General features: G+C 52.7%; 23 protein-coding genes. 4 read left to right on the top strand and 19 right to left on the bottom strand.

The annotated features are described in order from the left end of the window. Nucleotides 1–25: 25 nt before the first annotated feature. The 14 genes from EDM54_RS18455 to EDM54_RS18390 all read right to left on the bottom strand — a co-directional run bounded on the left by EDM54_RS18455 (nucleotide 26) and on the right by EDM54_RS18390 (nucleotide 13918). The gene (locus EDM54_RS18455; protein ID WP_122958608.1) at nucleotides 26–1531 is read right to left on the bottom strand and encodes an aldehyde dehydrogenase family protein; all 1506 of its coding nucleotides are present in this window, start codon (nucleotides 1529–1531) and stop codon (nucleotides 26–28) included. Between the two features lie 4 nt (nucleotides 1532–1535). Beyond that, entirely contained in the window at nucleotides 1536–2108 is a 573-nt protein-coding gene (locus EDM54_RS18450) for a DUF3156 family protein (RefSeq protein ID WP_122958607.1), read from the bottom strand. Nucleotides 2109–2126: 18 nt separating this feature from the next. Beyond that, the gene (locus EDM54_RS18445) at nucleotides 2127–3551 is read right to left on the bottom strand and encodes an APC family permease (RefSeq protein ID WP_003386827.1); all 1425 of its coding nucleotides are present in this window, start codon (nucleotides 3549–3551) and stop codon (nucleotides 2127–2129) included. Nucleotides 3552–3588: 37 nt separating this feature from the next. Continuing rightward, nucleotides 3589–4749 carry an iron-containing alcohol dehydrogenase gene (locus EDM54_RS18440; protein ID WP_003386828.1) on the bottom strand — a complete coding sequence of 387 codons (1161 nt, stop codon included), beginning with the start codon at nucleotides 4747–4749 and terminating at the stop codon, nucleotides 3589–3591. Nucleotides 4750–5000: 251 nt separating this feature from the next. Beyond that, entirely contained in the window at nucleotides 5001–5477 is a 477-nt protein-coding gene (locus tag EDM54_RS18435) for a DinB family protein (protein WP_024984740.1), read from the bottom strand. A gap of 132 nt (nucleotides 5478–5609) precedes the next feature. Further along, entirely contained in the window at nucleotides 5610–6983 is a 1374-nt protein-coding gene (locus tag EDM54_RS18430; protein WP_003386830.1) for an LLM class flavin-dependent oxidoreductase, read from the bottom strand. A gap of 26 nt (nucleotides 6984–7009) precedes the next feature. Then, on the bottom strand, nucleotides 7010–8209 hold the full coding sequence (locus EDM54_RS18425; RefSeq protein WP_122958606.1) for an amidohydrolase: 1200 nt from the start codon (nucleotides 8207–8209) through the stop codon (nucleotides 7010–7012). Further along, entirely contained in the window at nucleotides 8206–8730 is a 525-nt protein-coding gene (locus EDM54_RS18420) for a GNAT family N-acetyltransferase (RefSeq protein WP_122958605.1), read from the bottom strand. Before EDM54_RS18420 ends, EDM54_RS18425 begins: the two co-directional genes overlap by 4 nt. Nucleotides 8731–8751: 21 nt before the next feature. Continuing rightward, nucleotides 8752–9504, bottom strand: a complete 753-nt coding sequence (locus EDM54_RS18415; protein ID WP_024984744.1) for an amino acid ABC transporter ATP-binding protein — start codon at nucleotides 9502–9504, stop codon at nucleotides 8752–8754. Further along, on the bottom strand, nucleotides 9501–10211 hold the full coding sequence (locus tag EDM54_RS18410) for an amino acid ABC transporter permease (protein WP_003386836.1): 711 nt from the start codon (nucleotides 10209–10211) through the stop codon (nucleotides 9501–9503). Before EDM54_RS18410 ends, EDM54_RS18415 begins: the two co-directional genes overlap by 4 nt. Before the next feature lie 27 nt (nucleotides 10212–10238). Beyond that, a complete protein-coding gene (locus tag EDM54_RS18405) occupies nucleotides 10239–10940 on the bottom strand; it encodes an amino acid ABC transporter permease (RefSeq protein ID WP_122958604.1) in 702 nt (233 codons plus the stop codon). Nucleotides 10941–10973: 33 nt separating this feature from the next. Continuing rightward, a complete protein-coding gene (locus EDM54_RS18400; RefSeq protein ID WP_003386838.1) occupies nucleotides 10974–11795 on the bottom strand; it encodes an amino acid ABC transporter substrate-binding protein in 822 nt (273 codons plus the stop codon). Nucleotides 11796–11836: 41 nt separating this feature from the next. Further along, on the bottom strand, nucleotides 11837–12865 hold the full coding sequence (locus EDM54_RS18395) for an LLM class flavin-dependent oxidoreductase (protein ID WP_122958603.1): 1029 nt from the start codon (nucleotides 12863–12865) through the stop codon (nucleotides 11837–11839). A 129-nt stretch (nucleotides 12866–12994) separates the two neighbouring features. Then, a complete protein-coding gene (locus EDM54_RS18390; RefSeq protein ID WP_024984748.1) occupies nucleotides 12995–13918 on the bottom strand; it encodes a LysR family transcriptional regulator in 924 nt (307 codons plus the stop codon). A gap of 301 nt (nucleotides 13919–14219) precedes the next feature. Here EDM54_RS18390 and EDM54_RS18385 point away from each other — a divergent pair, with 301 nt between their 5' ends. From EDM54_RS18385 to EDM54_RS18375, 3 genes are all read left to right on the top strand, one after another. Then, a complete protein-coding gene (locus tag EDM54_RS18385; RefSeq protein ID WP_003386841.1) occupies nucleotides 14220–14699 on the top strand; it encodes a MarR family winged helix-turn-helix transcriptional regulator in 480 nt (159 codons plus the stop codon). Nucleotides 14700–14716: 17 nt separating this feature from the next. Beyond that, nucleotides 14717–15940 (top strand): multidrug effflux MFS transporter, encoded by a 1224-nt coding sequence (locus EDM54_RS18380; RefSeq protein WP_031933335.1) that lies wholly within the window; start codon nucleotides 14717–14719, stop codon nucleotides 15938–15940. A 252-nt stretch (nucleotides 15941–16192) separates the two neighbouring features. After that, nucleotides 16193–17410 carry a chromate transporter gene (locus EDM54_RS18375; protein ID WP_122958602.1) on the top strand — a complete coding sequence of 406 codons (1218 nt, stop codon included), beginning with the start codon at nucleotides 16193–16195 and terminating at the stop codon, nucleotides 17408–17410. A 43-nt stretch (nucleotides 17411–17453) separates the two neighbouring features. Here the strand turns inward: EDM54_RS18375 and pgoN are convergent, their stop codons facing one another. Beyond that, nucleotides 17454–18296 carry a glyoxal/methylglyoxal reductase gene (pgoN, locus tag EDM54_RS18370; protein ID WP_003386845.1) on the bottom strand — a complete coding sequence of 281 codons (843 nt, stop codon included), beginning with the start codon at nucleotides 18294–18296 and terminating at the stop codon, nucleotides 17454–17456. A gap of 39 nt (nucleotides 18297–18335) precedes the next feature. Next, complete coding sequence (locus EDM54_RS18365) at nucleotides 18336–19532, bottom strand: MFS transporter (protein ID WP_024984750.1); 1197 nt, start codon at nucleotides 19530–19532, stop codon at nucleotides 18336–18338. A 200-nt stretch (nucleotides 19533–19732) separates the two neighbouring features. Between EDM54_RS18365 and EDM54_RS18360 the strand changes: the two genes are divergently transcribed. Further along, nucleotides 19733–20104 carry a winged helix-turn-helix transcriptional regulator gene (locus tag EDM54_RS18360; RefSeq protein ID WP_003386848.1) on the top strand — a complete coding sequence of 124 codons (372 nt, stop codon included), beginning with the start codon at nucleotides 19733–19735 and terminating at the stop codon, nucleotides 20102–20104. Nucleotides 20105–20268: 164 nt separating this feature from the next. Here EDM54_RS18360 and EDM54_RS18355 read toward each other — a convergent pair whose 3' ends face one another. From EDM54_RS18355 to EDM54_RS18345, 3 genes are read right to left on the bottom strand one after another with little or no spacing between them, the layout of a single operon-like run. Further along, nucleotides 20269–21504, bottom strand: a complete 1236-nt coding sequence (locus EDM54_RS18355; protein WP_024984751.1) for an efflux RND transporter periplasmic adaptor subunit — start codon at nucleotides 21502–21504, stop codon at nucleotides 20269–20271. A 25-nt stretch (nucleotides 21505–21529) separates the two neighbouring features. Next, a complete protein-coding gene (locus EDM54_RS18350; protein ID WP_031933333.1) occupies nucleotides 21530–24658 on the bottom strand; it encodes an efflux RND transporter permease subunit in 3129 nt (1042 codons plus the stop codon). Between the two features lie 19 nt (nucleotides 24659–24677). Continuing rightward, nucleotides 24678–25094 carry a MarR family winged helix-turn-helix transcriptional regulator gene (locus EDM54_RS18345; protein ID WP_003386851.1) on the bottom strand — a complete coding sequence of 139 codons (417 nt, stop codon included), beginning with the start codon at nucleotides 25092–25094 and terminating at the stop codon, nucleotides 24678–24680. Nucleotides 25095–25135 lie beyond the last annotated feature (41 nt).

Raw genomic sequence — 25135 nt, 5'->3', positions numbered from 1 at the left:
AGGGCCGATTTGCTCGTATTGCTGCTTATCTTTTCTGGAACCACCCGCTCGGTTCTACTTGCAAATTGACATTGATTTGCTTGATCTCCAAATACTCTTCAAAGCCGTACGTACCCAGCTCGCGCCCGATCCCGCTCTGTTTGTATCCGCCCCACGGCGCTTCGTTGTAGGTGGGATGGTACGTGTTGATCCAGGTAATCCCGGCCCGCAGCTTGCGAATGACCCGGTGCGCTTTGGCAACATCCGAGGTGAACACTGACCCGGCCAGTCCGTACCGAGTGCCGTTTGCCAGCTCGATCGCCTCTTCCTCGGCAGTAAAGGTCTGGATGACCAATACGGGGCCGAAAATCTCCTCTTGCACGATCCTCATGTCAGGAGTCGTATTGGTGAAGATCGTCGGTTCGACAAAGAATCCCCGGTCCAACCCGTTTTCCATCAGTCGACGGCCCCCGCAAAGCAGAGTGGCCCCTTCCTTTATTCCCGTCTCGATATAGGAGAGAACGCGATTCATATGCTCTTCGGTGATGAGTGGCCCCATCTCCGTCTCTTCGTCCGTTCCCGGCCCCACTTTGATCGTCTTGGCCCGGGCAACCAATTCCTCGACAAAGCGGTCGTAGATGCTTGCCTCCAGCAGCAGTCGCGAGCCCGCGGAGCATACCTCGCCCTGATTGGCAAAGATCGCGTAGAGCGCATAGTCTACAGCCGTTTCAAAATCCGCGTCGGCAAACACGATATTGGGGGATTTCCCGCCTAGCTCCAGCCCCACTTTTTTGATCGTATCCGCTGCCGCCTTCATGATTTTGATGCCCGTATCCGTTCCGCCGGTGAATGCAACCTTGTCCACGAGCGGATTTTCCGCCAGCTCCGCACCGACCGTTTCCCCTGCTCCGAGCACGAGATTGATCACCCCCGGCGGAAAACCGACTTGATCGATGATTTCGAACAGCCGGATCAAGGAAAGCGGCGTTTGTTCCGCAGGCTTGATCACGATGGCGCAGCCGGCGGCAATCGCGGGTGCGATTTTTTGCGTTGCCATGACCAGCGGGTAGTTCCATGGAATAATCTGCCCGACAACACCGATCGGCTCGCGGACGACCATCGACTGCATCTCGTCCGGAACATCGTAGGTGATCCCGTGAGGCTTCGTGCAAAGTCCGGCGTAGTAGCGGAATTGATTGACCGCGTCGCTCACGTCATAGCGGGACTCGCGGAGCGGCTTGCCGTTGTTCAGCGTATCCAGTGAGGCGAACTCTTCCACGCGCTGTTCCAGCAGATCGGCGATCTTATGCAGAAGCGCCGCCCTGTCACGCGCCTTGCTCTCTTGCCACCCGTCCTTGTCAAAAGCCCGCCGCGCTGCCTGTACCGCCTTTCTCGCATCGTCTCTTGTCCCTTCGGTGACGAGACCGATCACCTCCCCGTTGGCCGGGTTGATGACTTCTCTCGTCTGATTGTCTGAACCCAATACCCATTGTCCGTCGATGTACATCTTCTGAACGGTTCGCGGATCAGTCAAAAACGAATTTGCAGCCATCTGTTTACACACCTCTTTCTTCCTTTTTGATCAGCTTTGCCAGACGTTTGATCAAGCTCATCGTATCTTGAATTTCTTGAGGTTTTGGCTTGCGGGCATATTTCACAGGCGGGAGCAGAATCCAAATGAAGTCGCCGTAATTGGGACGCATCTCGACCTTCCAGCGCTGCTCCCTGCTGCTGTAACGAAGCTCGAGCAGCTCATAGTCGATCGAATTGCAGAGCTCCTTGATGCGCTTGTCCTGATTGAGCCATTCAACGAGAGGGGCATGTGATTTCGAGAAAAAGCGGACTTGCCTGCCCGTTTTCATTTTACCAGAAAATTGGCATTTTATAACCAAATCTTCTTCAGGTCCCTTGTCGTGCAGTGTCCACATCCATGTGTAAATATAGACTCTCCCCATCCACTTGTTGATGATCTTGTAGGAAGCGCTCAGCTCCTCCACTCCGATTCTGGAACCATCCAGTTGTATGCGGCCGTTGCTGACAGTTCCGATCGGCGCGTAAGATTGAAACTCGCCAGCAATCAGGTGTAGGGTTTTGAATGCGCGGTGGTCGATGACTGTAAACAGCCCCATCCAGGTGTTCAGCTCCTTTTACGATGAAAGTTTTGCGTCACTTTCATGGCCGCCAATCGCTGTATCCAGCTCGCTTCTTTTGCGAATCCCGTCGTATACCTTTTCCAGTGGAACCGGTTCAAACAGTTTTTGACCCGTTGCCTTCAGGTAGATGATCCCAAACAAGATGATCGCAGCGATGACGTAAAGTGAAATCGTGAGGACGCGCGGGTCCTGATACTGCGTGTAGATCATGTACATGCAGGCGATGATGCCGACGATCTGCGGAATCGGGTAAAGCGGCGTTTTAAAAGGCCGTACAGCATCAGGATACTTGATCCGCAAGACGATGACGTCAATCTGTGTGATCATGTACGACATCAGCCAGGTGCCGCATGCCACAGCAATCATCATCGTGACAAAATCAATGTTGGCATTATTGACGAACGCATAAACAAGGACGATCAGAATCAGACCGACGACGAAAAAGATGCCGTACCAGGGCGTGCGTGTTTTCGGATGAAGCCAGGCGAATACCTTGGGCAGCAAGCCTTCCTTGGACAAGCCGTACAGCATGCGGGGTACCGCCACGAGATAGGTGTCACAGGTGGTCACGGCTGCCAGGATCGAGACGACACTCATAATGACAAGACCGGGCTTGCCCAGCATGGCCTCGGCACCGGCTACATGCGGAATCGTGGATTGTGCGAGCACATCCAGCGCGATGTACTTGGTGACGCCAAGACCAAAGAACAGGTCGACCAGCCAGATGGTGAAGCATCCGAACAGCATGGCGATCGGAATCGTTCTTCCTGGATTTTTTACCTCTTCAGCCAGCGGCGCAACAAATTCCATCCCGATGAAAAGCCAGATGGCAAGTCCCAGCGTCCCTGCCTGCTCCTGCCAGCTCAACGGCGAGAAGGGCGGCTGCACGGCCAAGGGCTCCATCGTGCCGATGCCAGTAAGTCCCCACAGCCCCAGTACGCCTAGAAGCGTCATCATGCCGATGGCCAGTACGGACTGTACTTTCCCGAACACGGCGACCCCCATCAGATTGACCAGAACGAGAAAGATCAATATCACAGAGACGCACACATACCAAGGTATCCCCGTCAGCGCCTCCAGAGATTGTCCGCCCACGATCATGTTTGTTCCTCCATCGGTGCCGACAAGCACGATATATCCTGCCAGTACGGCAAACAAGGCGGGGAGCTTGCCCAGTGCGGGGAGCGTGTACTCCCCGACCATTCCCGCTCCGGGGATCATTGCCGCCATTTCCGAGTAGGACAATGCTACGCATAAAATCACGATCAGCGCTCCAAAGGCGACTATGCTGTACGCAGGGCCGCTCACGCCGTAGCCATTTCCGAGCGCCACCATCGCAGTCCCGGAAACGACAAGTCCTACCGAAGCGGAATAAGCGGCCCAGAAGCCGAGCGTGCGATTCAATTTTAATTCACTCATAGGCAATCATCCTTCTCATCCGATTTTTGTGCAAATACTATCCCTCGTAAGCCATACGGAAAAGGCGCAAGTAATCTTCCTTCGTCGCTGGACGCGGGTTGCTCGGAGCCGACACATTCTGCGTCGCCGCTTCTGCCAGATACAAAAAGTCGTCCGGATTCACATTTCCCAGGTCCTTCATTTTCGGAATGTGCACGGTCTCAGCAAGCTTCTTCAACAGCCGGACACCCTCTCGCGCCGTCTCCTCTGCCGATCGATCTCCTCTCACCGCTCCGAGGCGTTCAGCCACGACGGCATGCTTCTCGGGATCTGCAGGGATGTTGTATTCAAATACGAACGGCAGGAGCATCGAGTTGGCCACTCCATGTGGCGTGTCATACAATCCGCCGAGAGCCTCCGCCATGCAGTGGACGCCGCCGACATCGGAGTTGCCGAAAGCGATCCCGGCGATCAAGCTTGCTGCCAGCATTTGTTTGCGCGCCTCCAGATTGGTTCCGTCAGCCACTGCGATCGGGAGATACCGGACGATCTGATCGATCGCATACAGGGCCAGCGCATCCGTGATCGGCTCGGAAATGTTGCACGTATAGGCTTCAATCGCATGCGTCAAGGCATCCATACCCGTCGATGCCGTCACATGCGAAGGAAGTGTGACTGTAAGCTCTGGGTCCAACAGTGCAATCCTGGGTGCCAGCCGCGTGTCCAAAATATTCATTTTCAGCTTTGTTTCCGTGTCCGTAATGACCGAGAAGAATGTAACTTCACTGCCGGTACCGGCGGTTGTAGGGATGCAGAGCAGTGGAGTGATCGGCTCTTGAAGCACATTCAGCCCGTACCAATCGCTGATCTGTCCCCCGTGTGTAAGCAGTGTCCCGACCGCTTTGGCTGTGTCCATGGAACTGCCTCCGCCCAGTCCGATCAGGACGTCCACGCCAGCCTCCCGGGCGATTCGATAGGCTTCCATGCAATCCACATCGCGCGGATTCGGCTTGACCTGATCAAAAACGGCGTATGCAACCGCATTTGCTTCCAACATTTCTGTAACCGTTTTCAAAATACCGGATTTGACAATCCCTTGATCGGTAACGACTAACGCCTTCGTGCCTCCCAATTCTCGAATGCATCTTCCCAATTCCTTGATTTTCCCATTCCCAAATTCGATACGTGTCGGCAAATTGAATTGAAAATCCCAGATCATCCTATTATCACACCCTTTTGAATATTCAAAAATTATCACTTTCTAGAAGACTATCATACTTCAGCGACCATTCCCGCGCATGTTATATAGTAAATAAAAGTGGGACGAACATTTCATACATTTTGTAAGTTGGCTCATTCTGTTCTAAACGATACAGAGCTCCGCAAGAAAAAAGAACCGGGAAGCTTTCCTGCCCCGGCTCCTGTCATCATCCTGTATTATCGCTCCATTTCGTTTGTGTTCTCTACCGTTCATTTGTCCTCTGCCAAGGCTTGCTTGATCCGATCAATCTGCGCCAGATGCAATTGCACATGGGCAATAAATGCCTGAACAACATCGGCCAGTCTTACAGTCTTCCCGTTTACCTGAACCCCGCTCTTCTGCCAATCATCCTCAGAAAGTCTGCCAAACAGCTCACTATTATAGGAAAGCAACGCTTGGTATACACGCAGAATCTCCGCAACTGATCCTTCATTCGCCTTCGTATTGCTTACCCACGCATCTTGCGAAAAGCCGGGCAGCCGCGCTGTTGATCCGGAGAGAATTTCCCTGATTCGAAAGGACACGACGAGATTGTGGTCAGCCAGGTGGGACAGCACTTCAGTAACGCTCCATTTTTCAGGCGCCTCCTTCCACCTCAGCTCGTCCTCGGTCAATCCTTCAATCGCTTGCTTTAGCTGCTCGTATATTGCTAGGTAATGCCGTATATCGATTTTTGTATGGCTCACATTGCTACCTCCTTATGAAAGGCATGGATAACCGTTACATACGTGATTTGTCTTTTCGCTCCTTGTCTCCTTGTCTGTCTGGATTCGGTGGTGAAAGGCCGTTCGGACAATACGGGTTGACCAGTTTTCTATCTACTGTTTGCTCGCCTCCAGCTCTGGTGCTCTGCTTTTTTCAGAAGCAGTGCTTTGTCCCGAACGATAGCGGTTAGGAGGTACGGGAATCCCCAGATTTCCCCGCAATGTGTCATGCTCGTACTCTGTGCGGAACAAGCCGCGCTGCTGCAGGATCGGCACGACGAGCTCCACAAAGTCATCAAGACCGACCGGCACGACCGCGCTGCCGATCATGAAGCCGTCCGCCGCTCCTGCCTCGAACCACTCCTGAATCTCATCGGCTACCTGCTCGGGCGTACCGATGAAGCCTTTTCGGGGGGTGGTCACGCGAAGGGCCAACTGGCGTAGCGTCAGCTTTTCCTCCCTGGCTATCCGCTTGATCCAATCCGTCGTGCTTTTGAAGCCTTCGCTGCCCAATTCGCCCAGATCGGGAAGCGGTTCGTCGAGAGGAAACTGGGAAAAATCAAAGTGGTCAAAGAATCTGCCCAGATAATTGAGCGCATCGTCAATATGCACCAGTCCCGCAATCTGCTCGTACTTGCGCTCGGCTTCCTCCTGTGTGTGCCCGATAATCGGGGCAATCCCCGGAAAAATGAGAATCTCTTCAGGAGCCCTGCCATAGCGGGCGGCTCTTGCCTTTACGTCCTGGTAGAAGCGCTTGGCTGCCTCGATGTTGTCGTGATTGGTAAAAACGGCATCGGCTTCTTTTGCTGCCAGCTCTTTGCCTGCTTCGGAGGAGCCCGCTTGAAAGATGACCGGCTGTCCCTGCCTGGACCTGCCGATATTGAGCGGTCCCTGGACAGAGAAAAATTCTCCTTTGTGATTCAGCCGATGCATCTTTTCCGGATGGAAAAAGACACCCGTTTGTTTGTCGCGGACAAAAGCGTCATCTTCCCACGAATCCCACAGTCCTTTGGTTACCTGGAGAAACTCATGGGCAATGCGGTAACGCAGCTCATGCGACGGATGTGCAGGCTTGCTGTAGTTCAGAGCGGAGCCTTCCAATGGAGAGGTGACCGCGTTCCACCCTGCGCGACCGTTGCTGATCAGGTCGATGGAGGCGAACTGTCTTGCCACGGTAAAGGGTTCGCTGTAAGACGTCGAGAGTGTCCCGACCAGCCCGATATGAGTGCTGAAACCAGCCAATGCTGCGAGCAGGGTGATCGGCTCGAACCGGTTTAAAAAATTGGGGTGGGATTTTTCCGTAATGTATAGCCCATCCGCCACGAAGACAAGATCGAACTTTCCTTCCTCCGCTTTTCTCACCAGTCTTTTGTAAAAGGCAAGGTTTACGCTGGCATCCGCGACGGCATCCGGATGTCTCCATGCAGCTACGTGCCCGCCCGGTCCATGCAGCATCGTGCCTAGCTTCAACTGTCTTTTTTGCGTCATTGTCTATTTCCTCCCCTTTCGATCAGTCAAGCGTACCGTTCCAATTGCAGCTCGTTGTCCGTCTCCCACCGCTCCAGCGCATGGATGGCAGCCAGTGCAAACAGAGCGGCACCCGGCGACAAGGCGTCTTCATTTACAGTAAATTTCGGATGATGCCACTCTTCGCTCCCGCTGGTCCCAATCCAAGCGAAGCTGCCTGGCACGACTTGTTGATAATGGGCAAAATCTTCACCGCCTGCCGAAGGCTTTGCCTCCACGACGTTCAGGCGCAGTGCCTCCGCTGCACTGTGAAACACTTCTGTCGCCGCCGGGTGATTGTCTACTGACGGTGTACCCGCGAACCATTCCAGTTCGGCCCGGGCTCCGAAGCCTGCTGCAATTCCGGTCGCGATCCGCTCAAGCAGCTCCGGTATTTTCTGCCGCACCTGCGGATGAAACGTGCGAACAGTACCGTCCAAAGCTGCTGTATCGGGTATGACATTCCACGACGTGCCGGCGTGAAATTGGCAGACGCTGACAACCGCGCTGTCAAAAGGGCTGATGCTCCGGCTTACAGCCGTTTGCAATCCCCCGACGATCGCGCTTGCGGCCACGATCGGGTCAATGGCCGCATCCGGCACCGCGGCATGGCCCCCTTTTCCGGAAACCGTGATGTTGAAGCCGTCCACACTCGCCATCAGCGGTCCGCTTAGAAGTCCAATGGTCCCGACCGGCAAGTCCGGTTTATTGTGCATCCCGAAAATGGCGCTCACGCCTTCCAATGCTCCTGCTTCGATCATTGCTTTGGCCCCTGTGCCCTTTTCCTCTGCCGGCTGAAACAGCAAGCGAACGCGTCCAGGCAGCTTGGCCGCGTGTTTTTGCAGTAAAAGAGCAGCTCCCAAAATCACAGAGGTGTGGAAGTCGTGGCCGCACGCGTGCATCCTTCCCTTGACCAAAGAAGCGTAGGGCAGCCCGCTCTCCTCCTGAATCGGCAAGGCATCAATATCTGCCCGAAGCGCTACGGTGGGTCCCGGCGCAGCTCCTGTAATCTCTGCCAATACGCCTACCGGAATCGCCAGCGGCAATATGCTGATCCCGGCCTCTGTGAGCGTGTCGCGAATTTTCCTCGTCGTCCGGTGCTCCTCCCAGGACAGCTCCGGATAGCTGTGGAGCTCTCGCCTGATCTCGACGAGCTTGCTATGGTATTCCGCTGCTTCTCTGAGCAGATCTTCGGCTGTAATCGTCAAATGGACACCTCCTCATTGTGCGTTTCGCTTGCGGCAGTCGGGCTGTGAATGAGCCGTTTTTGCAAAAACACAAGCTTGTCATCATGACCCAAATCCCGCTCATAAAACGGGATATAGCCGTTTCTTTCGTACATCGACAACAGCCATGGGTGCTTTCTGGATGTCGCCAGCGTTGCGCAAGGGGCATGCAGCGTATCGCGGACAACCGTTTCTTCCACATACCTGAGCAGCCTTGAGCCGATGCCCTGGTTTTTGCAGTCAGGGTCTACCGCAAACCAGTACAAAAAGGGATATTCCGTCACCTCTACCAAGGAACGCAAAGAGATTGTCGCGAGCAGCCTGCCCTCCCTCTCCAGAACAAAGCATGTATGCTCGGACAGGTTTTCGAGGATCATCTCCATATCTGCGTGGACAGCGGTAAACTCGATTTCCAGCTCCCGGATGGTTTGATACGCTCTTTTGATCAGCTCCAAAAGCTTCTCCGCGTCCTTTACTGTCGCCAGACGGAACTGGTCGCTCATGCAAAACACCTCCCAAACGATTCAGATCACGTAGCTCCACTCCGGGGTAATCCGCCTCACGAACTGTTTGGTCCGCTCTTCTTTCGGATTTGAAAAAATCTCATCCGGTGGCCCTTCCTCAACGATCACCCCGCCGTCCATGAACACGATATGGTTGGCCACTTCTCTGGCAAATCCCATCTCATGGGTGACTACGATCATCGTCACGCCTTCCCGCGCGATCTTTTTGATAACCGCCAGAACCTCGCCCACCAGCTCCGGGTCCAGAGCGGACGTCGGCTCGTCAAACAAGATCACCTCCGGACTCAAAGCCAGTGCACGAGCGATCCCGACACGCTGCTGCTGTCCGCCGGAGAGCTGGCTGGGATAGTGATGAATCTTGTCAGACAACCCCACTTTTTCCAGGACGTCGAGGCTTTTTTGCTTTGCTTCTTCTTTCGGTAGCTTTTGTGCGACGACGAGGCCTTCCATCACATTTTCCAAAGCAGTCTTGTGCTTGAACAGGTTGTAATGCTGAAACACCATCGCCGTTTTTCTGCGGAGCTTCAAAACGTTCTGTTTGCCCGGCTGCTTGCAATCGACGGTGAAGCCGCTGATCGTCACCTGACCGTCTGACGGCCGCTCCAAAAAATTGACGCAGCGCAACAGTGTTGTTTTTCCCGAACCGCTTGGCCCGAGGATGACTACAACATCCCCTTTGTTTACCGTCAGGTCGATGCCTTTAAGCACCTCATGGCTTCCGTATGACTTGCGGATATTTTGCAGTTGAATCATGCGATACCTCCCCGGTTGTAGGCTGTAACCCGCTTTTCCAGAAAAGCGGTGATCCTCTCAGCGATAATGGTCATCCCCCAGTAGATCAACGCGGCCGCGATGAAAGCCTCCAGGAACTTCAGATTGACGGAGGCGACGACATTCGCCTTTCCGAGCAGTTCCATCTGCGAGACGGTGAAAGCGAATGTGGAAGTGTGCAAAAATCCGATGAACAGATTGCACAAATTCGGCAAAATGCCCCCGATCGCTTGCGGTAAAACAATCCTCCACAGCGCTTGGCGGGTGCTCATCCCGACGGCGTAAGCCGCTTCGACCTGGCCTTGGTTGACCGACAAAATACCGGAGCGGATAATCTCCGACATGTAGGCACCTGCCGTCAACGAAAAGGCCGTCAGCACAAAAACCAGAATCGGAATCGAAGCGGTGTCAATACCCCATCCGAATTGATCGGAAAGCTTGGCGATCAAAAGCGGCAGGGCAAAGTAAATGATCAGCACATGCAGCACAACAGGCGTTCCTCGCAGAAAGGAAACGTAAAAATCGGCGATCCGGTGGAGAAACCGCACCTTGTAGATACGCATCAGTGCCGTGACCACGCCAATCCCGAACCCGATGATCAGCGGAATGACCGTGATGACGAGCGTGAGCGGCAGAGCCGTTACAATTTCGAAGAAGCACGTAATGATAAACGGAATGTCAATTGTCATCTGATACGCCCTTTCCGCAAAATGATGTCAGGCACTTGCCCACTTTCTCTCATGCCTCTGCAGCCTCCGCTCTGCGCGGACAAAGCCTTTTTCCAGTACGATCACGACGAGATAATAAATGATCGCCAGCCCGATATACACTTCGAGCGCATGCGCCGTTGCCGAGATCAGTGTCTGCCCCCGCCCCATCATATCCATCACGCCGATGCTGAAGGCAAGCGATGTGTCCTTGAGAAACCCGATGACGGAATTGGCAAAGTTGGGAAAAGCGATCATCCCCGCTTGCGGCAAAACGATTCGTACGAACGCCTGCCTACCCGTCAAGCCTGCAGCGTACGCCGCTTCTATTTGTCCACGGTCCACACTGTTGACTGCAGCGCGGATCGTCTCCGAGAAAAAGGCAGCACTGCTCAAGGAATACGTCGCAATGACGAAAAACAAAGGGTTTGCCCGCGAAACGTCCAGATGAAACAGTTGCAAAAACGCCGGGAGCCCGTAAAAGACGAGAAACAACTGGATCAATACCGGCGTTCCCCGGATAAAGGAAACGTAAATCGCTGCGAGCTGGCTGAGTACCGGCACTTTGTACAACCGGGGCAGCGCGATCAAAAGAGCCAGCCATAAGCCAAAGAAAAGTGCTGCGACGAGGATGAACAGCGTCACCGGCAAATACGCCAGCAGCTTGGGGAGAAACTCAAAGATTAATGCCGGGTCAAATGCTTTGCCCATGGCGTTTGCCTCCCTCGCGACGAAAAGACTCCATTACTGCTCAACGGTGTAGTCACCGCCCAGCCATTCTGTGCTTAATTTCGCCAGCGTTCCGTCTGCCTTGATTTCCCGCAAGGCTTCATCGATTCGCTGCTTCAGCTCCGTCGCGTCTTTTCGCAAAATGTAATAGACTTTCGAATTCGAAAGCGGCTCCCCGACCGTTTTCAACTGCGCATCCACCGATTTATTGAGAAAATCGATGGCAAACTGGGTGCTGATGGTTGCGTCGACCCGCCCCGATTTGATCTGGGCATTGGCATCCTCGCCCGTGCCGGTGTAGACGATGTTGATCGGATTGCCATGCTCTTTGTTCCACTTCTCAGCGAGCACCGCGGCATTGCTCGTCGCAGTCACGATCAGCTTTTTCCCCTTCAAATCCTCGATGGAGCGTACCTCGTTGTTGTCCTGGCGAACGACAACCTTGTTGGGAAAAATATTGTAAGCCTCATCGTTGAACAAGAACTTGGCCTTTCTTTCTTCATTTACTTCCATCTGATGGGCGATCAGATCGATCTTGCTTGTCTCCAGGCTGAGCAGGAGGTTTTTGAACTCAAAGGTTTTCAATTCAAATTCGTAGTCTGGAAGCCGCCTGTCGATCTCTCTGATCAGCTCGACATCATAGCCGGTCAGCTTGCCATTTTCATCAATAAAGCAGATGTTCGGAAATGAAGTGCCCGTACCCACCACAACCGTTTTGACGCCGGAAGCCGCGCTCGCCAGACTTCCCCCTGCCCCTTGGGTTACCGGGCCGGGAGAGCAACCGGATGCAACCAGGAAGGTGCCGATCAACAAAGATAACAACGCTGTTTTTTTCATAACATTCCCTCCATTTGATTTGTGGACAAAGGCGGAGTCCCCTACCGGCTTGGTATCGACTCGTCCGCGAATGCTTCCTTTACTTGCACATACGAGTCGAGACGCCTGTGGAAATCCTTGAGCGGCACGGTGATGATCAGTTCGTCGACCTGATAGACGCGCTGAAGCTCCAGCAGCTTATTGCGAACGGTATTTTGTGAACCGGCAATGATATTTGCCTCCTTTACCTCGATCCTGTACTTTTCCCCGGATTGTACGCCGAAAGCTTCGGCTGCCTCTATGCTGTTCACAGTCAACGTTCTCCCGCCTTCGAGATGGATCTTGACATTCTTGTATTCCGAAGCCCATTCCCTGGCTTCCCGATCAGTCGCCGCTACGATCACCGACAGCGCCAGAATGGCTTCTCTTTTGGCAGCCTCGGCAGGAGATTTTGCGGAAAACCGTTCTCGGTAACGGATAAAGGCAGCGCGTATCACGGCCTCATCCCCGTTGATAAACTGGGCAAAGACGTAAGGCAAGCCAGCCTGTGCGGCCAATTCGGCACTGGAGGTGCTTGTTCCGAGCAAATAGATGGGGGCCGGAGTTTGCGGGACCGGAGTCGCACGCAAGCCAAACAGCGGATGCCCCTCTTCAATCCGGTTGTAAAGATAGGCATCCAGTTCCTTGAGCTTTTCTTCCAGCAGTTTCGGTGTCCCGCCCTCTCGCTGCAGGGCCCTTGTGGATAAAGGGAGTCCTCCCGGCGCACGCCCAATGCCCAAATCGATTCGCCCCGGAGCCAAAGCCGCCAGCACGTTGAAATTTTCAGCGACTTTATAGGGACTGTAATGCTGAAGCATCACTCCTCCTGAGCCGAGCCGGATACGCTTTGTCTTGGCAGCCAAATACGCCAGCAGCACTTCGGGTGAAGAGCCGACGACGTCGTCAGAGTTGTGGTGCTCCGACACCCAAAAGCGATGATAGCCGAGCTCCTCTGCTGTTTGGGCCAAGGTGATTGTATGAAGAAACGCTTCTTCCGCCGACTCCCCCTTGCCAATCTGGCTTTGATCCAAAATACTTAACCGAATGCTCATGGTCGCTCCCTCCTCGCAGGCAAGCTGAACGATAACTTTTATTATTCCGATTTGTTTAATCGGGATTTGTTGTAAAAAAATGTACCACCGCCTCATCGCACAGTCAATCGGCTGGGTAATCAGCTTTTTCTATTCATGAATAGAGAAGTTCAATCGTGATTCCTGGAAGCTGCTTTTCCAGTCGATTTCTTTTCTCAGAGACAAAAAAGTGTTCCAGATTTCGCCGCCCTCCCCTTTGCGTGCGATCACATTCGTTCGCAAGGTTAACGAAGTAAGAGCTGGTATCGCAATCGGGTAAAGCTGCTTTTCCTGTACTTCCCTTCTCGCGCATGATTCGGGCAAAAAACCGATCCCCAGTCCTTTGCATATGCATTTTTTCGCTGCCTCTACGTTGTCTATGTACAGATCGATGGACGGTAGTCGGGACAAGGACTCAAACAGTCGGTGAAGCTTGATCCAGTCAAGCGAGCCGCATTCAAAAAAGACCAAAGAGTAATTCCCTGCTTCTTCTATCGTGACATTATCCTGCTCCCATAACGGATGGCCTGGATACACAAAGAGACGAATCGGGTCTTCATAAAACATGACCGAATCAATCCGCGGATGTGTGATGTTTCGCACCAGTCCCAGGTCGATTTCGTTTTCCGTCACCTTTTGCAAAATCGCTTCGGATGGTCCTGTCACCAGCTTGATCTGAAGCTCGGGGTATTTTTTTCTCAAGACCGGCAAGATTTCCGGGATCAAGTAATGGGATACCGATGCTGTGCAGCCGAGGCGTATTTCCTTTATTCCCGCGCCAGTTGTCTGAAGCTGCTGTTTTCCTTTTTTATACGATTGCAGTATCTGCTGCGCATACGGAAGAAACTGCCTCCCTTTTTCCGTCAGGGTGAATTTCCTGCCTTCCCGGTGAAACAGCTTGGTGTCCAGTTCACGCTCAAGCGATTGAATCCGGGCCGTGATGGATGGCTGCGACAAGAACAAGGCATCTGCTGCTTTGTTAAAGCTGTTAAAGTGGACGACGTAAACAAAAGCTTCCAGATTTTCGATATTCATCTGTCTCTCTCCTCGTATTCCAGGCTGACTGCTGTTCTTTGCCTTCTCGCGGGCCCCACTAAAAAAAAGAGACAGAATCCCCCTGAAAGGTATTCCTGTCTCTAGTGGTCTAGTCGACATGTAGTTCTCTTATCGGAATAGTTTGGATTATTTTACGTACTTTCTCAGCTTTTGTCAATGCTTCTGGAGTGCCGTTTTGTCCTCTTTTTTCCCCCAGCAAGCAGCTTGTTCATCCATTGACAAAAAAGAGGCAAAGCTTTACACTCATTTTCATTAGTCGGCTAAACGAAGGGGGATCTTCATGGCTTTTGACTACTCCACTGCCCTAACCCATCTGATGAGCCATGTGATGAAGCTGTACCGTCACAATGTCGACCTCTTGATTCAAGCCTACGATGTTTACCCCGGTCAGCCGCCGCTGCTCATCCGTCTGGCGGAAGAGGACGGCCAGATTCAGCAGGAGCTTGCCCGCAAGCTAAACATCAAGCCAGCCACGATGACCGTCATGGTCAACCGGATGGTCAAGACAGGACTGGTGGAGCGCAGAAATGACCCCCACGATCAGCGAGTGTCCAGGGTCTTTCTCACCGAAAAAGGACGCCAAGCAGAGAAAGCGGTAAAAGAAGCGTTGCAAGAGATCGAAGAAAAGTGCTTCGCACACTTTACCCCGGAAGAAAAGGAGCTGTTCCGCCGCTTGCTGCAGCAAATGCATAAAGATTTGGAGGATGTACAGTCGTCGAAGCGTTCATCGACGGAAATTTGCACAGAAAGGTTTGAATGATACTTGTGAGTGATCCAATGATTTCGTACAACCGTACAACCGAAAAAGCGATTGGCACCAGCCGTTTGATGATGGTTCTTGTGCTCGGTTCTTTAACCGCTTTTGGACCTTTGTCTCTCGATATGTACCTGCCGTCGCTGCCAAAGATCGCCGAAGAATTGCAAACGAGCACTTCTTTGGTCCAATTAAGCCTGACATCCTGCCTGCTCGGCCTTTCTGCGGGACAGCTTTTGGCAGGACCGCTCAGCGATGTACAGGGCAGGCGCAAGCCGCTTTTGATCGGTCTGATCGTCTACATTGTCACCTCTTTGCTGTGTGCCCTTATGCCTTCGATTTGGGGCTTCGTCGCGCTCCGGTTCATTCAAGGGGTTGCCGGAGCCGCCGGCATCGTGATTGCACGGGCGATGGTTCGGGACATGTACTCCGGGACAGAAATGACGAAATTCTCCTCGCTGCTGATGCTCGTCAACGGTGCTGCTCCGATTCTGGCCCCTATTTTTGGCGGCCAGCTCCTGGAGGTAACGTCTTGGCGGGGTGTATTCATTGTACTTGGAGCAATCGGGGTCCTGATGCTGGTCGCGGTCTTGCTGAAGCTGCCTGAGACTCTGCCCGCAGAACGCCGCGCACCCGGCGGCTTGACACAGACGCTCTCCACCTTCCGCGGCCTGCTCACCGACCGGAACTTCATGGGCTACGCGCTGTCCTCGGGTCTCGTGTCGGCGGCGATGTTTGCTTACATTTCCGGTTCGCCCTTTGTGATTCAAAATATTTACGGGGCTTCGCCGCAAATGTTCAGCTTGTTCTTTGCCATAAATGGCCTGGGGATCATTATCGCCGGACAAATTACCGGAAAGCTTGCCGGACGCGTCAGTGAGAAAAAGCTGCTGATCATCGGACTGGGGATCGCTGTGTTCGGCGGCATCTCGCTCTTGGCCATGATCCTCATCGGCGCTGGACTTGCAGCTGTCCTGCCGCCGCTATTCCTCGTCGTATCCAGCGTCGGTATCGTCAGTACGACTGCTTTTTCACTGGCGATGCAAAACCAGGCCAAAGCGGCAGGCAGCGCCTCTGCACTGATCGGCCTGCTCTCCTTTGTTTCCGGCGGCATCGTCGCCCCTCTCGTCGGGATCGGCGGCAGCGGCACAGCCGTACCGATGGGTGTCGTCATCGCGCTTGCCGAAATTGGAGCAATCCTGTGCTACCTTTTGATGATCAAGCGTAAAGAAACGACCGTGGATTGAACGCCATTTTCAAAAAACGCAGAGATCGGGTAACATGCAGGGCTGGATTCCTGCTGAAACCTCACCATGTGATACCGCACGTGTGCGGGGGAGGCGGCTCCATCCACCCACTGCTTCGCTCGGAACACGCAAAAAAGGGACCTCACCTCTTACCAGGCTGAACCAGGTAGAGGCAAGGTCCCTTTTCGCTGTTATAATGAAAAGAAAAAGACCGGTCCTAAACCGATCATTCTGCATCCGAAAGGCGGGACGATGTTGGAATTGGAGCCTATGCTTTCAAAGGAGCGACAAACGAAGCAAAATCAGTGGAGAAACGTAAAAGAGATATTCCTCGTCGCCACAAAGCTGGGACTTACCTCTTTTGGCGGCCCCGTCGCGCATCTCGGTTATTTTCATAATGAGTATGTTCGCAAACGCAAATGGCTCGACGACCAGGCGTATGCGGACTTGGTTGCGCTCTGCCAGTTTCTCCCCGGCCCGGCCAGCAGCCAGGCAGGGATCGGGATCGGAGTCATACGCGGCGGCATTTGGGGCGGAGTTGCAGCCTGGATCGGGTTTACGCTCCCTTCGGTGCTTCTCCTTGCTTGTTTTGCTTCGTTTTTAAGCGCTGCAAACAGCCTTGATGCCGGCTGGATTCACGGGCTGAAAATCGTGGCAGTCGCGATCGTTGTGCAAGCGGTTCTGTCTATGGGACAAAAGCTCGCTCCCGACCGGATTCGTGCAACCATCGCCATGTTAACCGCTGCGGTGTGTCTAATGTGGCCAACTGCGGCGGTTCAAGTGCTCGTTATCCTGCTGGCAGGAGCGTTTGGATGCCTCGTGTGGAAACAAAGTGACCATTCCCCGGATTCGGAGCTGCGCGTGCCGATCAGCCGGACAGCCGGATTGCTGTGCTTGCTTCTTTTTTTCGCCCTCTTGGTTCTCTTGCCGATCCTAAGCCACATCGGCGGACCTTCATGGATCAGCCTGTCCGACCATTTTTATCGGGCCGGTTCATTGGTATTTGGAGGCGGTCACGTCGTCTTGCCCTTGCTCGACAGTGAACTGGTCCGTGCAGGTTATTTGTCAAAAGAACAGTTTCTCGCCGGATACGGTGCTGCACAAGCGGTCCCCGGCCCGCTCTTTACATTTGCCGGTTACCTGGGAGCCATGATCGGAGGTTGGTCAGGTGCTCTTTTCGCCACGATCGCTATGTTTCTCCCGGCTTTTTTGCTCGTAATCGGAACGCTCCCATTTTGGCATACACTGCGGAAAAATCCGCGCATCCAGGGCGCTTTGCGGGCGATCAATGCGGCAGTCGTGGGAATTCTATTGGCAGCGCTCTATCATCCGATCTGGACAAGCTCGATCCAGTCTTCTGCTGATTTTGCCTTGGCAGGATTCTTGTTTTGTCTCCTCGTGTTCTGGAAAACCCCGCCATGGATTGTAGTGATCATCGGCGCTTTGGGAGGATGGATGCTCCCTTTATGAAAGGAGCCCTCTTGCGATAGTCAACAAGAGGGCTTTCGGTCTATTAAAAGTCAAAGTTATCCGGATCCGGACCGACTCTGAGATTTTGATTCAAGCTGTCGATTCGCTCCATCTCTTCGCTCGTCAGCTCAAAATCGAATACCGTAGCGTTTTCGACGATTCGCTGCGCCTTTGTCGATTTGGGGATCGTAACGACTCCGTTTTGCAGGTCCCAGCGCAAAATGATCTGGGCAACCGATTTGCCGTGCTTTGTTGCGATCTCCTGCAGGACTGGATTATCCAACAATTGCCCCTGCATGAGCGGCGACCACGCTTCCAACTGAATGCCGTGCTTCTGGCAATACGCCTGAAGCTCTTTTTGGGTCAAGCGCGGATGGTACTCCACCTGGTTCACCATCGGTTTGATTTCTGCATCCTTCATCAAGTCTTCGAGGTGATGGATTTGGAAGTTGCTGACCCCGATCGCTTTGACCCGCCCTTCTTTGTAAAGCGTCTCCAGTGCCCGCCATGCCTCTTTGTATTTGCCCGCTACAGGCCAATGAATCAAGTACAGATCAAGATAGTCCAGCCCCAGCTTGTCCAGGCTTGCCTGGTAGGCGGCGATTGTCGATTCATATCCCAGGTCGGCATTCCAAACCTTTGAGGTGATGAACAGCTCCTCCCTTGCGATGCGAGCTTCTTTCATCCCTTCACGGATCCCTTCTCCGACTCCTGCTTCATTTTCGTAAATCGCTGCAGTATCGACACTCCGGTACCCATGAACGATAGCGGTTTTTACGGCATTCACCAATTCCGGCCCTTCTTCTACCTTAAATACTCCCAAGCCGAGCCAAGGCATTTTTACCCCGTTATGCAATGTTGTTGTATCTTGTAAATGTTTTGCCATGATGAAAGTCCTCCTGACTATGTGAAATGGAAATGATGATTATGCGCGTTGCTCTCTTTGATCCCTTTGCTCCAATGCCCGACTCCAGCCGGACAAGACGACAGCCGCCAGTACCATGAAGCCGCCGATCCATGAGGTATGAATGAGACCGATGGAATCGGTAATGACCCCGCCGAGATAGGAGCCGATGGCGATACCTGCATTAAAGGCGGCGATATTGATCGCTGAGGCGACATCTACAGCACTGGGGACAAAACGCTCTGCCAGCATGACGACGTACACTTGCAGACCAGGCACGTTCATAAAGGCGAACAGTCCCATCAGAAAGATCGTAATCAAGCCAGCTACTTTGAACGGTGCGGTGAACGCCAAAAGAAAAAGGACTGCCGCTTGCACGATAAACATATAAAACAAGGCCACAATCGGCTTTCGATTCGCTACTTTTCCGCCAATTACGTTTCCGACTGCAATCGCGATGCCGTACACAAGCAAGATGACCGCGACCGTTTCAGCTTTAAACCCTGTTATATCCTGAAGCAGTGGAGACAAATAAGTGAAGACGACGAACGTGCCCCCATACCCCAACGCGGTAATCAAGAATACCAGCAGCAACCGCCCATTTGTAACGAGCTTGAGCTGATCGCCAAATTTTGTGCGAATCCCTTTTGCCAAATTGCGAGGAACCAGGATGCCGTTCGCAATCAAGGCGATAGCCCCTACCGCAACAATCGCTACAAAGGCAAGCCGCCACCCGAACTGTTGACCGATAAAGGTTCCGATCGGCACTCCAGTAACGGTAGCCACCGTAAGGCCTGTAAACATGATCGAGATCGCGCTGGCTCTGCGATCCTCCGGCACCAAATTGGCGGCGATGGTAGACCCGATTGACATAAATACACCGTGCGCGAAGGCGGACAAAACACGGGCTATCAGCAGAATGCTTACGCTGGTCGCACTGGCTGCAATGCTGTTCCCCGCGATAAAGACGACCATGATCCATAGCAAAAGTGTTTTCCGGTTCATGGTGGAAGTCAGTGATGTCAGGATTGGCGCGCCGACCGTGACCCCAAGTGCATAGAGGGAAACGGTCAGCCCGGCTGTCGTGACAGAGATGTGTAAATCTTGAGCGATCAGCGGCAGTAATCCCACGCTGATAAATTCTGTGGTTCCTATCGCGAATGCACTCACTGCCAATGCCAGCAGTGCCCACATATTACGCTTATGATCCAAAGGCATGGTTCCTCCTCCTGTTTGTGTCTATTTCTAGGGCCCTAGTTGCCAACAGACTATCTAAATAAAAAAGTATAGTGATTTTCCGCCGGCAAATGCTATTATGGGAGTTATAAGTCAAAAAGAAAAGAACGCACTTTTTTGTGTCATAGGTACTCAAAAGTATGATAGGCACTTTTTGGTGCCTGTTTTCAGGAGGTAGCACCATGCAAAAGAAGAAGTACAACATCGCTGTCGAAGCAACGCTCGAAGTCATCGGAGGCAAATGGAAATGCGTCATCCTCTGCCATTTGACCCACGGCAAAAAGAGGACGAGCGAATTGAAACGGCTGATGCCAGCCATTACCCAAAAAATGCTGACACAACAATTGCGCGAGCTGGAGGAAGACGGGGTCATAAACCGAATTGTGTACAACCAAGTCCCGCCCAGGGTCGAATATGAGCTCAGCGAGTATGGGTGGAGCTTGAAAGGAATACTGGACTCCCTTTGTGCCTGGGGAGAAAGACATATTACCAAAGTATACGGAGATAAATTTGCTGTCCTGGAGGAAAGCATCTTAAATGAACAACTGAAATAAACGCTGTTGAGCGGAGGGCTCCTTCGTTATTTTGTTCCAAACCGCTTGATCCAAACCGACACAAAAAAAGAGCTGTGCCGCAGCCTCCTGCGATTGCACAGCTCTTTTCTGTCTTGTCAGCCTTCCCGGGAAGGTCCGTACAGGCCCATCCCGAAATGCCTTTATTACTGAATGATCGATACTTTTTTACCGTCTTGCAGCAATGTCTGTCCTTTGACGACTACCTTATCTCCCTCGGCCAAACCGGATTTAATCACGATCTGGTCGCTCGTTTCTTCACCAGTAGTGACTTCCACCTGCTTGGCGACTTCATCCTCGATACGGAATACAAATTTTTTGCCCTCTCGTTCAAACACGGCTTTGCGCGGAACGATCAGCTCCTCTTCCTTGCCGGAGACTTGACCTGCAAACGTAACGTTCACGACCATGTCCGCCTTCAGCTCGTTGGAAGGGTTCGGGATCGAAATTTCGATCGGATACGCCTTGAGCTGTGAATTCATCACAGGGCTCACCGCCGATACTTTTGCTTCCACTTCTTTGCCGAGAATCGGGATGTTTACCTTTACGGCCGTACCCACTTTGACTTTTGTGATGTCTTGTTCAGAAAGATTCGCTTTGACCAAGAGCGGGTTTGTGTTGACGATGACGACAACGGGAGTTCCCTGCGAAGCAATCTGTCCAACCGCTCCGTTTACGCTCGAAACAAAGCCGCTGATCGGCGCTGTCACGACTGCATTCGCCAGCTGCTCTCTAGCATTTTGCAAAGCGACCGCTGCTTGGTTCACGGATGCTTCCGATACTTGCAGGGTTGTTTTTTGCTTGGTTGTTTCCAACGTTTGCTTAGCGTTTTCATATGCAGTCTGTGCATTCATCAGACTTGTGTTTGCTTGCTCGAACTGCTGGGATGAGATAGCCCCTTGATCAAACAGTTGTTTCATCCGTTGCTGGTTCAGCTGGGCATCCGTCAGTGCTTGTTCAGCTTGTTTCAAGCTGTTTTGTGCCTGTACCAGGCTTTGATCCGTACTGCTTCCCGACTGCTTGAGATTCGCCAGTGCCACTTTATACGCTGCTTCCTGCTGGGCGACTGTATTGGCGAGATCCGTCTCGTCCAGTTTAAACAAGACTTCTCCCTTTTTAACAGGCTGACCCAGCTTTACCGGGAGGCTTGTAATTTTCCCGCTGACTTTGGGACTGATCTGTATTTCCTCGCTTGGAGCCAATTTGGCTGAAATTCCCGCTTCGCTGCTGACGACTCCTTTTTTCACCTGTTCAATCTGTACGGGAGTCGCCGCTTCTTCTGCCTGCGTATCTGACGGAGCAGCTGCTTCCGGCTGGGAGCAGCCAGCTACGAGCAATGCCACGGATAGCGCTAAAATAATGGGTTGTTTTCTCACGTTCACATTTCCCTCCTTATCCCACATGCACTTACGATTCGATGACTGGAACGCTTTGTTTTTGTTTCCGCTTCTCTCTTTTCCGGTTGCGTCTGTCGCGCAGTTTCTTGCCGAAATCATCGAACAATGTCGTGACAACAGGCACCAGCACCAATGTAATCAACGTGGAGAAGCTCAGACCAAAAATAACGGTGATGGCCATCGGCGCTTGAGACTCACTACCGGAACCCGTTGCGAAGGCAAGCGGTCCAATCGCAAGGATCGTGGTCATGGTCGTCATCAAAATCGGACGAAGACGAATCGGACCTGCTTCCAGAATCGCTTCGTGCAGGGAATGCCCTTTCGCACGCAGTTGATTCACGTAGTCGATCAATACGATCGCGTTGTTCACGACGAGACCGATCAAAAGAATGTAACCGATCAATACGGATACGCTGAGCGGTGTCGCTGTCACCAGCAGTCCGAGAAGTACCCCGGTAACTGTCGGCGGTACCGAGAACATAATGATAAACGGCGTGTAGAAGGATTCAAACTGCCCCGCCATAACCATGTACACGAGTACGACTGACAGGATAATTGCCAGTCCGAGGCTAGCGAAGGACTCAGCCATGTCCTCCGATTGACCGCCAAAATCAACTTTATATCCATCCGGCAGCGTGAGCTTCGACAGCTTCGCCTGAATGTCTCGCGTCACCGAATTCAGATCGCGCCCGGCCAGATCGCTCGTAATCTTGATCTCGCGAGACAGATTGGAACGATTGATCGCCAGCGGAACCTCTACCTTGGAAATCGTCGCTACAGAGGAAAGCGCGACTTGCGCTCCGCCCGGCGCTGAAATCCGCAGGTTTTTCAGATAGTTGATATCTTCTTGGTAAGATTCAGGAAGTTTGATCTTTACATCGATTTCATCGTCGCCTGTACGATATTTCGTTACAGTCTGTCCTTGGAAAGACGTACGGACGCTGGACAGGATTTGCCCCGTAGTAAGTCCATACATACTAGCTTTCTCGGCATCCACCAGCACTTCGTATTCCTGCAGCGTATCTTCCATACTTGTCGCTACGTTGGCTGTACCCGGGATACTCTTGATTTGTTCCTTGATGATGCCGCCGATGTCTTGCAAGACAGCCAGATCATCACCACGGAGGGTAAGCTCTACCGGGGAGCCTGTCGCGAAGCCTTGCGAGGAGCTTACGGTAATTTCAGCTCCAGGTATCGACGCCACTTGTTTTTGCAGGTCGATGGCGATATCGCTCGACGAACGAGTCCGCTCGGTCACATCGACAAGCAGCAATGTCACTGACGCCCGGTTTGATGTTGCAGTGGCTGCAATCGGCGAACCGCTGCTGCCGATCGAGGTAGACAAGGTTTTCAGTTCCGGTACTTTCGAGGCGATTTCTTCGATTTGCTTGGCAACCTTCTCTGTTTCCTCTACAATCGTGCCGTTCGGCATCTTAATGGAAATGGACACCTGTCCTTCATCCATGGCCGGCATGAACTCTGCTCCGATCATCGGCGTCAACAGCAGAGAGCCGATCATCGTACCGATGGTCACGAAAAGAACGGTTTTCCGGTGGCCCAGGGACCATTTCAAAAGGCCGCGATAGCCGTTTTCCACTCTCTTGAATCCGATATTGAACCATTTGACAGGGTTGACGCCCCGGTACCCTTTCATATCACCATGATGCGGCACTTTTTTCAAGATGCGCGAGCTCATCATCGGCACCAGCATGAGCGAGAACACCAGTGCGGCGATATGGGAGTATACGACAGTCAGCGCCAATGGACCGAACAATTCAGAAGCGATTCCTTCCGTCATGGCAATCGGAAGGAATACGCAAATTTGCGCCAAAGCGGACGCCATTACGGCGTTTCCGACTTCTTTGGAGCCGACCAGTGCGGCCTCCATCATGCTCTTGCCTTTTTCCCGCTGTCGGAAAATATTTTCCAAAATAACAACCGCAAAGTCAATCAATGAACCAAGTCCGAGAGTCAAACCGGACAGGGAGATCAGGTTGATCGTCTGTCCTGTCATGTACATCAACAGGAAGGTCGCGACGATCGAAACAGGAAGAACGATCGTGGCAATCAACATCGATTGAAAACTTCCGAGGAAGAAGAACAGCATGATGATCCCGATACCGCCACCCAGCAAAGCGTGCTCAGCAGTGGTGTAAATGGAGTCCTTGATATAAGTAGAAGTATCCATCGTATTTGTGACGACGATGTTCTCCGGCAGATCCTTCTTCAGCTTCTCCATTTCTTTTTTCACAGCATCAGCGACTTCGATCGTATTGCCCCCTGATGCTTTCGTAATGGACAGGCCCAGGCTTGGCTGCCCGTTTACGTAGTTCAACTGGGTGATCGATTCCAGTGTATCTTCGACAGTCGCAATGTCTTTTAACCGGATCGAGCTGCTTCCTACCGGGATTGGTGTCATGGCGATCTGATCGACACTCGCGAACTCGCCTTGCACCCGGATGTTCATTTTGCCGTCGCCTTCACGAACAGAACCGGCAGTACCCGAGATGTTGTTGCTTCCGATGGCTTGTTGAATTTGTTCAAGCGTCAGTCCGTATGCAGACAGCTTCGCCGGGTCCAATGTCACATCGACAACCCGGCCCTGACCGCCGCCAATCGATACGGAAGCGACGCCATCAATCCGCTCCAGTCGGGATTGAATGACATCTTCGGCGATTTTCTTCAACTGGTTTACATCTTGTTCGCCAGTCAGCGCGTAGGTAAGGATCGGCTGACTGTTCGGATCAATTCTAAGTACACGCGGAGCATGTGCCGAATCCGGCAATATCCCCCGCACCTGGTCTACCTTATCCCGCATATTCAGGGTCGCCTGGTCCAGATCTGTTCCCCAGTTGAAGAACAAAATGACCTGGGAAGCCCCCTGCATGGAGACCGATGAAATGCTGTCCAGGTCCGCTACCGTACCCAGCGCATTTTCTATCGGCTTGGTCACCAGCTTTTCTACTTCGCTTGGCGAACCTCCGTCTACAGAGGTAACGACCACGGCTACCGGAAAGTTCAGCTCCGGCATCAGGTCGATGGCCAAACGAGGCAGAGACACGAATCCAAAAATAATCATGGCGACCGTCAGCATGATCATCGTGACGGGTCGCTTAATCGAAAGTGCAGATAGGTTCACATCCACTCACCTCTTCCAGTCAACTAGTAGCTCTTTTTTTATAGGTGTACATCTCGTGAAGGACATGGAGTGATGAGATGATCTGAGCAGTTTTTCCTTCGAGTGTCCCTACGTATGATTCGTCAGATTCCACCTCTTCCCCCTTGGTTATGCGCAAAGTCGGAGAAACCCATACGATCCGGCGATCGTTTCCGTCTCTCAACCGTTTCACCAAATCTTCTCGCTCCAATCGGTTTACAAGCCCTGACGTGGTGCTGTAGGGAAGTTCGACCGCTTTGCTGATCTCGCCGATTGTTTTCGGTCCATCCTTGATTTGTTCCAAAATGAGAACCTGTTGCCAAGTCAGGTCTTGTGTATCCAGTTCTTCTTCCGAAATGGAAGAAAACACGGCATTCGCTTCACGCAACAGCTTTGCCAACTGAATCAGTTCCTTCATTCCTAGCCTCCCTTATCAAACCAGCAACGTACAACATCCTT

Source organism: Brevibacillus borstelensis (assembly GCF_003710865.1).
In the GTDB taxonomy this organism is placed as follows: Bacteria; Bacillota; Bacilli; order Brevibacillales; family Brevibacillaceae; genus Brevibacillus; species Brevibacillus borstelensis.
Note: the sequence above shows the minus strand (reverse complement) of the source record. Positions and strands in the feature narration are given on the sequence as shown.